At 59.5% G+C, this 10,598-nt stretch carries 11 protein-coding genes; 10 read left to right on the forward strand and 1 reads right to left on the reverse strand.

The window, feature by feature from the left end:
• The 8 genes from ttcA to ABY948_RS07950 all read left to right on the forward strand — a co-directional run.
• A partial coding sequence (ttcA, locus tag ABY948_RS07915; RefSeq protein WP_461481987.1) for a tRNA 2-thiocytidine(32) synthetase TtcA occupies positions 1–756 on the forward strand: 756 nt, incomplete at its 5' end.
• 178 nt (positions 757–934) lie between these two features.
• Positions 935–2,881, forward strand: a complete 1,947-nt coding sequence (gene dnaX, locus ABY948_RS07920; RefSeq protein ID WP_461481988.1) for a DNA polymerase III subunit gamma/tau — start codon at positions 935–937, stop codon at positions 2,879–2,881.
• 14 nt (positions 2,882–2,895) lie between these two features.
• Positions 2,896–3,216, forward strand: a complete 321-nt coding sequence (locus ABY948_RS07925; RefSeq protein WP_461481997.1) for a YbaB/EbfC family nucleoid-associated protein — start codon at positions 2,896–2,898, stop codon at positions 3,214–3,216.
• A gap of 51 nt (positions 3,217–3,267) precedes the next feature.
• Entirely contained in the window at positions 3,268–3,861 is a 594-nt protein-coding gene (gene recR, locus ABY948_RS07930; RefSeq protein ID WP_461481989.1) for a recombination mediator RecR, read from the forward strand.
• 41 nt (positions 3,862–3,902) lie between these two features.
• On the forward strand, positions 3,903–5,045 hold the full coding sequence (gene rnd / locus ABY948_RS07935) for a ribonuclease D (protein WP_461481990.1): 1,143 nt from the start codon (positions 3,903–3,905) through the stop codon (positions 5,043–5,045).
• A 15-nt stretch (positions 5,046–5,060) separates the two neighbouring features.
• On the forward strand, positions 5,061–5,345 hold the full coding sequence (locus ABY948_RS07940) for a YcgL domain-containing protein (RefSeq protein WP_461481991.1): 285 nt from the start codon (positions 5,061–5,063) through the stop codon (positions 5,343–5,345).
• A gap of 9 nt (positions 5,346–5,354) precedes the next feature.
• Complete coding sequence (locus ABY948_RS07945) at positions 5,355–5,798, forward strand: YcgN family cysteine cluster protein (RefSeq protein ID WP_461481992.1); 444 nt, start codon at positions 5,355–5,357, stop codon at positions 5,796–5,798.
• A 147-nt stretch (positions 5,799–5,945) separates the two neighbouring features.
• Positions 5,946–6,323, forward strand: a complete 378-nt coding sequence (locus tag ABY948_RS07950) for a hypothetical protein (RefSeq protein ID WP_461481993.1) — start codon at positions 5,946–5,948, stop codon at positions 6,321–6,323.
• Between the two features lie 4 nt (positions 6,324–6,327).
• Here the strand turns inward: ABY948_RS07950 and ABY948_RS07955 are convergent, their stop codons facing one another.
• A complete protein-coding gene (locus tag ABY948_RS07955; protein ID WP_461481994.1) occupies positions 6,328–7,857 on the reverse strand; it encodes a peptide MFS transporter in 1,530 nt (509 codons plus the stop codon).
• Positions 7,858–8,201: 344 nt separating this feature from the next.
• Between ABY948_RS07955 and ABY948_RS07960 the strand changes: the two genes are divergently transcribed.
• Together ABY948_RS07960 and ABY948_RS07965 are read left to right on the forward strand one after the other, a co-directional pair.
• Positions 8,202–9,884: an AMP-binding protein gene (locus ABY948_RS07960; protein WP_461481995.1), complete on the forward strand. Its 1,683-nt coding sequence runs from the start codon at positions 8,202–8,204 to the stop codon at positions 9,882–9,884.
• Positions 9,885–9,954: 70 nt separating this feature from the next.
• A partial coding sequence (locus tag ABY948_RS07965) for an AAA family ATPase (protein WP_461481996.1) occupies positions 9,955–10,598 on the forward strand: 644 nt, incomplete at its 3' end.

Raw genomic sequence — 10,598 nt, forward strand, 5'->3', positions numbered from 1 at the left:
GACAAAATCATGGTGTGCCTGTCCGGCGGTAAGGATTCCTATTGCATGCTGGATATTTTGCTCAACTTGCAGAAAACCGCCCCGGTGTCGTTCGAGGTGATAGCGGTCAACCTGGATCAGAAGCAGCCGGGCTTCCCGCCGGAAGTGTTGCCCCGGTACCTCACCGGGCTGGGGGTGCCATTCCATATCCTGGAAAAAGATACCTATAGCGTGGTCACTGAACTGGTGCCTGAAGGCAAGACCTATTGTGGCCTTTGCTCGCGGCTGCGCCGCGGCACCCTGTACAGCTTCGCCCAGCAGATCGGCGCCACCAAGATCGCCCTGGGTCACCACCGGGACGACATCATCGAAACCCTGTTCCTGAACATGTTCTATGGCGGCAAGCTCAAGGCCATGCCGCCCAAGTTGCTCAGCGATGACAAGCAGAATGTGGTGATTCGCCCCCTGGCCTACTGCAAGGAAGAGGACCTGGTGGAATATGCGGAGCTGAAACAGTTCCCGATCATTCCCTGCAACCTGTGTGGCTCCCAGGACAATTTGCAGCGCCAGGTAATCAAGGAAATGCTGCGGGGCTGGGAAAAACAGCATCCCGGTCGCATGGAAACCATTTTTGCCGCGATCAAGAGTGTGGCGCCGTCCCAGCTGGCCGATACCGATTTGTTTGATTTCGTCAATCTCAAGCTGGAGCGTCCATCCCGCATCGGCATGGTCAATCTGTGGGAAGCCGGAGGCGACGGCGTGCGCGAGTCCGCCTGATGGGGTTCTGCTGGCTGAGGGCTTTCTGTGAGCTGAAGGCTCGCTGTTCGCTGAGGGCTCTTTATCCGCTGAAGGCTCTTTATCCGCTGAAGGCTCTTTTCCCGCTGAAGGCTCTCACCTTTCGATGCCCAACGGATGTCCCTATAATGGGTCGCTTCATTCTGCCGGATATTGCCCCATGAGTTACCAGGTGTTGGCCCGAAAATGGCGCCCTCGCTATTTCAGCGAGATGGTCGGGCAGGAACACGTCCTGCGGGCACTGATCAATGCCCTGGACAATAACCGCCTGCACCACGCCTACCTGTTTACCGGTACCCGCGGGGTGGGCAAAACCACCATTGCCCGCATTCTGGCCAAATGCCTGAACTGCGAGCAGGGGGTCAGCTCCAGGCCCTGTGGCAGTTGCAGCGCCTGTGTTTCCATTGCCGAGGGCCGCTTTGTCGACCTGATTGAAGTGGATGCGGCTTCCCGCACCAAGGTGGAGGATACCCGGGAGCTGCTCGACAACGTCCAGTACGCACCCACGGTTGGCCGTTTCAAGGTCTACCTGATCGACGAAGTGCATATGCTCTCCGGGCACAGCTTCAATGCCCTGCTGAAAACTCTTGAGGAGCCGCCGCCCCACGTCAAGTTCCTGTTGGCCACCACCGACCCACAAAAGCTGCCGGTAACGATTCTGTCCCGCTGTTTGCAGTTCAACCTGAAAAATCTCAGTCCCGAACGCATTGTCGAACATTTGCAGTTTGTCCTGGGTGAGGAGCAGGTGCCCTGTGAGGAGGCCGGCTTGTGGGCACTGGCCCGCGCCGCCGATGGCAGTATGCGGGATGCCTTGAGCCTCACCGATCAGGCGATTTCCCACGGTGCCGGCAAGTTGACCGAGGCGGAAGTCAACAGCATGCTCGGCACCATCGACCTGAGCGCCATCGCCGATATCGCCCGCGCGCTGGCCAACCGCGACGCTACGGAAGTGTTGGCCGTGGTCGAGCACATGGCGGAACACGCGCCGGACTACGCTGTGGCATTGGGGGATCTGCTCTCCGTGTGGCACCGGGTCGCCATCGCCCAGGTGGTGCCCGATGCCCTCGACAATCGCCACGGCGATTATCAATTGGTGCAGGAACTCGCCAAGGCCCTGAGCCGGGAAGATGTTCAGCTGTTTTACCAGATCGCCCTGTTGGGGCGCCGGGATTTGCCCCTGGCACCGGAACCGCGCCTGGGCTTCGAAATGGCGCTGCTGCGCACCTTGACCTTCCGACCGGTGGCCGAGGGCAGTGTAGAACCTCCTGCTGTGGCGGTGGCGGCCAATAACAATGGGTTGGTGGGGGAGGGAAGCGCCCCGATAAAAAAGCCTGAACCGGCTCCTGCCGTGACCCCCGAGGTTCACCGCGATAAACCCAATGCTGTTGTAAGCCGGGATTCCGTTGCTCAGGCCGTTGCCGAGCCAGAATACCCCGAGTTGCCCGATGATGCCGATATGCCGACAGCGCCTATCGAATACTATGCCTCGTTTGCCGAACCCGATGCGCCCCAGGTTGAGCCGGAAATGCTCAGTACGGAAGCCCTGCTGACATTCTCTCGCGAGACCCGCAGCTACCGTGATAGCGCCCCCGCGCCCGTTGTGCCGGAACCCGTTGCAGTAGCGCCGGGGACGGCTCAGTCCACGACGGTTGCTGCGAGTAGCGGCGCAGCGCCAACGGTTGACAGGGACGATGGTCACGTGCCCGCTATACCCCTTGAGTCGGCGCGCCCCGACAACTGGCTGGCCATCTACCAGCAGTTGCAGATCGGTGGTCTGCTGCAGAACACCGCAGCCAATCTGGTGCTGGTGGAGGTGTCGGGCCAGCAATTCCGATTTGTCCTGGACATTGATCAGAGTACGCTCTACGAGGCGGGGCATCAGCAGCGTTTGGCGGAAGTGTTGGGCAATTATTTCGATACGCCGATTGCGGTGGTCATAGAGATAGGGGCGGTTGCAACAGAGACTCCCCAGGCCAGTATGGAGCGCATGCGCCAGCAGCGCCAGGAGGATGCGGTGAACAGCCTTCGCCAGGATCCCCATGTGCGCCGGATTACCGACATGTTCAACGGTGTGCTGTTGGAAAAAACAATTAAACCAATAGATTAAGTTTTGGTGGTAATATTATGAATATTAATGAATTAATGAAACAGGCTCAGCAGATGCAGCAAAAAATGCAGCAACTGCAGGCGGAAGCGGCGAAAGTTGAGGTGACCGGGGAATCCGGTGCCGGCATGGTGACGGTGGTGATGAATGGCCGTCACGACGTGCGCAAGGTCAGCATCGATCCCAGTGTGCTCTCCGAAGACAAGGAGTTCCTGGAAGACCTGCTGGCCGCGGCGGTGAACGATGCCGTGCGCAAGGTGGAGGAAAGCCAGCGCGAGCAGATGGAAAAACTCACCGGCGGCATGCAGATGCCCCCCGGCTTCCAGATGCCGTTTTGATGGCTGGACTGCAACGATACTTCCCGGAACTAAGCGCTGACGGAATGCCCTGTGTACAGTCCCCTGATTGACGAATTGATCGACGCGTTGCGCTGCCTGCCGGGGGTTGGCCCCAAGTCGGCCCAACGCATGGCATTGCACCTGCTCGAGCGCAACCGCCAGGGCGCGACGCGGCTGGTTGGGGCGCTGGAGCAGGCGGTGGAACATGTCGGGCGCTGCCAGTTGTGTCGCACGCTGACGGAGCACGATGTCTGTGAGATCTGCGCCAGTCCCCGCCGGGATGTTCACCAGCTGTGTGTGGTGGAAACCCCTGCCGACCTGTTCGCCATCGAGCAGAGCGGTAGCTATCGGGGGCGCTACTTCGTGCTGCTGGGTCACCTGTCGCCCATCGATGGTATCGGCCCCGAGGCCATTGGCGTCGACCAGCTGATGAACCGGCTGATGGAGGAAGATATCAACGAGCTGATTCTGGCCACCAACCTGACGGTGGAAGGAGAGACTACCGCCCATTACATCAGTGAGCGGGCGCGCCAGTTAAACGTGACCGTCAGCCGTATTGCTCACGGCGTCCCCATGGGCGGAGAGCTGGAGTATGTGGATGGCGGTACGCTGTCCCATGCCTTTTCGAGCCGTAAACAATTGTAATGATGGGCCGCCTTCGGGTTGCTCCACTGACAGAGGTATTCATGCCGGATCAAATGCCGCACCCAACACTGGTTGCCGATGACGGGGCGCTACACACTTGTGTGGCAGCACTGCAACACTGCACGGCGCTGGCTGTGGACACCGAATTCATGCGCACCGATACCTTCTTCCCGATATTGGGACTGATTCAGATCTATGATGGCCAGCACTGCTGGTTAATCGATCCCCTGGCGATTGACGACTTGCAACCTCTGGTGGCCGTGTTCACCGATCCGGCGATCAGCAAGGTCTTTCACTCCTGTTCCGAGGATCTGGAGGTGTTGCAGCACACGCTGGGCTGCCTGCCCGCGCCGCTGTTTGACTCCCAGATTGCCGCGGCGCTGGCCGGATACGGTTTTTCCAAGGGTTACGCTGCGCTGGTCTCCGACATGCTCGGGGTGCATGTGCCCAAGGGTGAAACCCGTTCCGACTGGTTGCAGCGGCCTCTGAGCGAAGCCCAGCTGGGCTATGCGGCTTCCGATGTCTACTATTTGCTGCCGGTCTACCAGCAGCTGCTGGCGGATCTCGCCGCACTGGGGCGCACGGACTGGATGGGCGAGGAGATGTCTGCGCTCGCCGAACGCGCCAACCGGCGTGATGATGGCGGAGACTACTACCGCAAGGTCAAGGGTGCCTGGCGCCTGTCACCGGACGAACTGCTGGTGTTGCAGAGCCTCTGCCAGTGGCGGGAGGGCGAAGCGCGCCACCGCAACCGACCGCGCAACCGCATCCTGCCGGATGCCACGCTGCTGGATATTGCCGCCAAACGTCCCCAGGGCAAGGCGGAGCTGTCCCATGTTGAGGGCTTGCACCCCGGCCTGATCCGCCGCTATGGCGATACCCTGCTGGAGTTGTTGCAGACAGCCCGGCAGGGTCAGCCTTCAGTGCAGCTCGAACCCCTGGATACACCACTGCCAAAGGCCTCCAGGGATCTCGCCAAACAACTGAAAACCGTGGTCGCCGAGCGCGCCGAGGTATTGCAGCTGCCGGTGGAAATTCTGGCGCGCAAACGGGATCTTGAGGAATTGGTACGCTCTGTGTGCGATGGCGGTGTCCCGGTATTGCCGGCAGCCCTTGCGCAAGGCTGGCGACACGGCGTGGTAGGCATCCCCCTGCTCGAGGCCGTGTCCGATCCCCAACACTGACAGTGATGAGAAACCATGCCGAAGCAACTTTGTAAAATCTACCGCAGCACCAAAAAAGAGGGCATGTACCTGTACGTAGACAGGGCGGACGATCTCAGTCGTATTCCCGAAGTGTTGTTGCAGCGCTTCGGCAAGCCGGAACTGGCCATGACCATCGCGCTTTCGCCAGAGCGCAAACTGGCCAGGGCCGACGTGGACAAGGTACTGGCAGCCATAGCCGAGCAGGGGTTCTACCTGCAAATGCCGCCGACGGTGGAGCAATATATGCAGGATATGCGCGACAGGAATGACAAGCTGTAGGCAACCGTAATGGTGAAAGCGCGTTTCTGGGAGCAAAAAGCACTCTCCGAATTGTCACAGGACGAATGGGAATCCTTGTGTGACGGTTGTGGCAAGTGCTGCCTGCACAAGCTGGAGGATGAGGAGAGTGGCGACGTCTTTTATACCGATGTGGCCTGTCAACTGCTGGATCTGCACAGTTGCCGCTGTTCCGATTACGGCAATCGCCTGGCGCGGGTGCCCGACTGCCTCGAACTCACCCCCGCCCAGATTGACAGCTTTGACTGGTTGCCGGTCACCTGTGCCTATCGATTGCTGGCCGACGGGCAACCTCTGCCCAGTTGGCACCATCTGGAATCCGGCGACCGGGAGTCCATCCATCGGGCCGGTATGTCAGTGCAGGGCAGGGCCATCGCTGAGCAGCGGGTGGCGACTGGGGATCTGGAGGAACACATCGTTCACTGGGTGGAGTGAAGTTGCTGGTCAATGATAATCACCTACAACCCGTAGTGGTTTTTTGACGCCGATATGCTAGTATTCGCCCGTGCTCGGGACGTCGCGGGCATGTTGTGAAAAAGTCCGTATCCCATTCTTTTGTAAAGGACTACTGAGGAAAACATTATGTATTCGGACGAAAACTACTTCTGGGGGATATTCGCCTATTACTTTGGCAGTGTGTTGGTACTGCTCTTTATGTGGCGTTTTCGCGAGTTATTGCCGGGAAGGCATTTTCGCAATCAGCTATTGATCCTGCTCGCCTCCATCATGCTTGTCCCCATCAAGGCCTATCCCGATATGGGTTATATGGCGCCGGCCTGGTTTGTCAGTCTTTTCGAGGGGTTGACCGGCTCTACCGAAATGGGCTTTCTGCGCGGAGCCCAACCTATCCTGCTCTGTTACCTCGCGTTGAGTATTCTCTATCTGGCCGGATACATCCTGTCCCGCGTGACCGGACGGTCGGCAGGTGGGGAAGTGGATACGAACCTTTCCCCGGATTAGTGCCCTAGTGAATGCCATGCATCTGGCGCTTCAGCCATGGACTGAGCAGCAGCAACAGAATACCGGCACCACAGCCGACCAGCAGCAGATCACTGAATAATCCGGTATAACCCGCCAGGGCGCTGGCGGTGTCCGCCATTTCCCCCGCGGGGCGTTCAATATGTGCCAATTTGGCAATTTGCGCGGCCATGAATTCCGAGTAGGCGGTGGCCAGAAACCAACTCCCCATCATCAGTCCGACAATGCGCGGTACCGCCAGTTTGGTGACGGCGGACAGTCCCACCGGCGACAGGCACAACTCGCCGGTGGTGTGCAGCAGGTAGGCCAGCACCAACCACAGCGCGGCGATCTTGCCGCCGGCATCCGGAAAACGGCTTCCCAGTACCAGCACCCCAAATCCCAGGCCCGCCTGGATAATGCCCAGTGAAAATTTCACCGGTGTTGAGGGCTCCAGCCTGCGCTTCGCCAATCCGGTCCAGAGCAGGGCAAACAGGGGGGCCAGCAGCATGATAAACAGCGGGTTCAGGGCGCCAAATTGCGAGGCGTTAAATTCCACGCCGAGCAGGGTGCGGTCCACCACTCGGTCGGCGTAGAGGGTCATGGACGCGGCAGTTTGTTCAAACAGCGCCCAGAACACCACCGAGGCGAATGTCAGTACCATCAGCACCGTCATGCGACCCCGTTCGATGGGGTTGCAGCGAGCCAGCATAAACCACAGCAAGCCGGCAATCACCGTCAGGGCCAGGCCGTTGAGCGCTTGCCCCACCCGATGGGTCAGCTGGATCAACTGCCACAGGCCGAACAGGCCGCCGAGGGCGCCGAGATAAATCGCCCACTCCCGGGTGATGCCCGCCAGTACCCTTTGCCGCAACAGTGCCGGATCAGCCGGCTCGGCGTGGCCGTGCAGGTATCGCTGCCCGTACAGGAAGATCGACAGGCCAATCACCATGCCGATGCCGGCGGCGCCAAAGCCGTAGCGCCAGCCCAGGGTTTCCCCCAGGTAACCACAGAGCAGGGTGGCGATAAAGGCGCCGATGTTGATACCCATGTAGAAAATCGTGAAACCGCTGTCGCGGCGCGGATCATTTTCGCCGTAGAGGCGGCCGACAATGGTGGAGATATTGGGTTTGAGGAAACCGACGCCGACGATGATCAGCGCCAGTGAAAAATAGAACACCTGCAATGCCGCCTGATCGCGCCAAATGACGCCGCCAACGACCGTTGCCCGGCTGCCCTCTAGCGCCATGCCCAGATGGCCCAGGGCCAGCAGGCAGCCGCCGAACACCACCGCCTTGCGCATGCCCAGGTAGCGATCCGCCAGCAACCCGCCAATCACCGGCATGGCGTACACCAGTGCGGCGTAACTGCCCAGCACATCCAGTCCCATGGCGTCGCTGAAAAGATGGTATTTGGTGAGGTACAGCAACAGCAGATACTTCATGCCGTAAAAGGAGAAGCGCTCCCACATTTCCGTAGCAAAGCAAACGTACAGTCCTTTCGGGTGGCCGAGCCATTCGTCACTTGTCGCTGTCACGGTGATACCTTATATCTCGTCCAAAACCCGGTTGCTGCCGTCTACCTGCTGTCCGTTTGCGGCACGGGCGACAGGCGCTAGAATGAAACGCTTCCCTTACCAGGCTGGATTCGGATCATGAAGTTTACCGGTACCGTACGCTATGTGGCCACTGAAGAGCTGCAAATGGCGCTCAACCCACCGTGACCCTGGCGGGTCTGGAGCAGGGTATGACCCTGCTGTCGAAGTAGGGCCGGGACGAACTTCTGTTTCACTGGCTCGGGCATTTCGATAGCATGGCCGGGTAGCAGCACGAGAACAACGATTCGCAATGAAAAATAACATCATGAACCCGGGGGTGGGGAATGGCTGAGAATGGCCTGGAAATGGCAGTGGCAGAGGCGGTCCGGAAGTCCTGGGCGCATTACGGTATTCCCGAGACACTGCCGCCCTGTGATCTTCACAACCTGGTGGATATCCTGACGGATTCCGCCACCCGTTTTCCCGGCAAACCGGCGGTGACCTCTCTGGGTGGCACCCTGAGCTTTGCCGAGCTGGATCGCCTGTCCTCGGCCTTTGCCTGCTACATGCAGCAGCACACCAGTCTGCAACCCGGTGATCGGATTGCCATCCAGATGCCCAGCCTGATCCAGTATATGGTGGTGGCCTACGGGGCCTTCAAGGCGGGTCTGGTGGTGGTCAATATCAACCCGATGTATACCGCGGTGGAGCTGGAATACCAGTTCAACCATGCCTCGGTGAAAGCGGTGGTGGTGTTTGACAAATTTCTCTCCCATACCCTGGAGGTCAAAGGGAAGACCGCACTGGAGACGATCATTGTCACCAGCCCCTTCGACCTGCATCCACCGCTCAAGCGGGCACTGATGTCCGTGGTGTTAAAGGTATTGGGCAAGTCCTTCCCGGCCAATGGCGCCATTGCCCTGCGCGAGGTACTGGCAAAGGGTGCCGGCATGGAGTGTCAGCCGGTGGCCCTGCAGGAAAGTGATTTGGCATTGCTGCAATATACCGGTGGTACCACGGGCATTTCGAAGCCCGCTATGATCAGTCACGGCAACATGGTTAGTGTGACCCGCCAAGCCACCGTGCTGTTGAAGCTGATTGGCCTGCAGCCAGGCCGGGAGCGGTTTGTCTCGCCGCTGCCCCTGTACCACATTTATGCCTTCGCCCTGGTGGTCACCACCGGCGTGCATATGGCGGCACACAGCATGCTGATTCCCGATCCCCGCAATATCAGGGCATTCGTGAAATTGCTGCGCCGTTGGCCCGCCACCCTGTTTTCCGGCCTCAATACCCTGTTCGTGGCATTGATGAAAGACCCGGATTTTTCCCGTATCGACTTCTCCACCCTGAAGTTGACCCTGTCCGGCGGTTCGGCGCTGGCCAGTGGCACCGCTGTGGAATGGCTGGAAAAAAGCGGCTGCGAGATCAGTGAGGCCTATGGGCTGACCGAGGCCTCGCCGATTGTGTCCTTTACGCCACCGGCTGCCCACAAGCCGGGTGCCGTGGGCATCGCCGTGCCCCAGACCGAACTGATGATTGCCGATGAACAGGGCAACCCCCTGTCGGTCAATGAACACGGGGAACTCTGGGTGCGCGGCCCCCAGGTGATGCAGGGCTATCTCGATTTTCCAGAGGAAACGGCCCAGACCATCACCGGGGAGGGCTGGCTGAAAACCGGGGATATTGCCTCGGTGGATGAGGACGGTTTCCTGCGCATTCACGATCGCATGAAAGACATGATCAGCGTGTCCGGTTTCAATGTGTACCCCAACGAGATTGAAAGCGTGGTATCACATCATCCGGATATCACCTACTGTGCGGCGGTGGGCGTCCCGGACGAGCATTCCGGGGAGGCGGTGAAACTCTATGTGGTCAGCAGCAACCCGGCGCTCACAGAACAGGATATTCGCGATTTCTGCGCCCGACAGTTGGCCCGCTACAAATTGCCGAAACACATCGAATTCCGCGATGAACTGCCACTCTCGAACGTGGGCAAGGTGCTGAGGCGGGAGTTGCGCGATCAGTGAGGTCACTTGCCATTCGACAGACCAGCGTACAATCCGCCCGGCTACACAGGGTTTAAAAAGTCTCAACTTCATGAATGATGAACTGCAACAATGGCGGGACAGCATCGCCGACTGTCTCTGCCGGGATCGCTATCGCCTGAACCAGCAGCTGGACAAATTGAGCCAGCGGGCCAAGCAGGGCAAACCCTTCGACCGCGACCTGCAACAGTTTGTTGCCCAGTTGGAGCAATCCAGCGGCAAATTGCAGGCGCGGCGGGACAGCGTGCCCGCCATCGACTATCCGGAAGAATTGCCCATCGCCGGTCGCCGCGAGGATATTCGCGACGCCATCGCCCACCATCAGGTGGTGGTGATCGCCGGGGAAACCGGTTCCGGCAAAACCACCCAGCTGCCGAAAATCTGCCTGGAATTGGGCCGGGGGGTGGCGGGCATGATCGGCCACACCCAGCCGCGCCGCATCGCCGCCCGCACCGTGGCCAACCGCATCGCCGAGGAGCTGCACCAGCCACTGGGGGAAACCATCGGTTACCAGGTGCGCTTCAATGAGCAGAGCAGCGAAAACACCCTGGTCAAACTGATGACCGATGGCATCCTGCTGGCGGAAATCCAGCACGACCGCTTTCTCTACCGCTATGACACGCTGATCATCGATGAGGCCCACGAGCGCAGCCTCAACATTGATTTTCTGCTCGGCTACCTGAAGAAAATCCTGCC

This window comes from Porticoccus sp. (assembly GCF_041592135.1).
GTDB lineage: Bacteria > Pseudomonadota > Gammaproteobacteria > Pseudomonadales > Porticoccaceae > Porticoccus.

Bases quoted from the DNA above. Each gene is read 5' to 3' on its own strand.
- rnd (WP_461481990.1), top strand. From the start codon at position 3,903: ATGCCGGATCAAATGCCGCACCCAACACTGGTTGCCGATGACGGGGCG.
- dnaX (WP_461481988.1), top strand. From the start codon at position 935: ATGAGTTACCAGGTGTTGGCCCGAAAATGGCGCCCTCGCTATTTCAGC.
- ABY948_RS07945 (WP_461481992.1), top strand. From the start codon at position 5,355: ATGGTGAAAGCGCGTTTCTGGGAGCAAAAAGCACTCTCCGAATTGTCA.
- ABY948_RS07960 (WP_461481995.1), top strand. From the start codon at position 8,202: ATGGCTGAGAATGGCCTGGAAATGGCAGTGGCAGAGGCGGTCCGGAAG.
- ABY948_RS07940 (WP_461481991.1), top strand. From the start codon at position 5,061: ATGCCGAAGCAACTTTGTAAAATCTACCGCAGCACCAAAAAAGAGGGC.
- ABY948_RS07950 (WP_461481993.1), top strand. From the start codon at position 5,946: ATGTATTCGGACGAAAACTACTTCTGGGGGATATTCGCCTATTACTTT.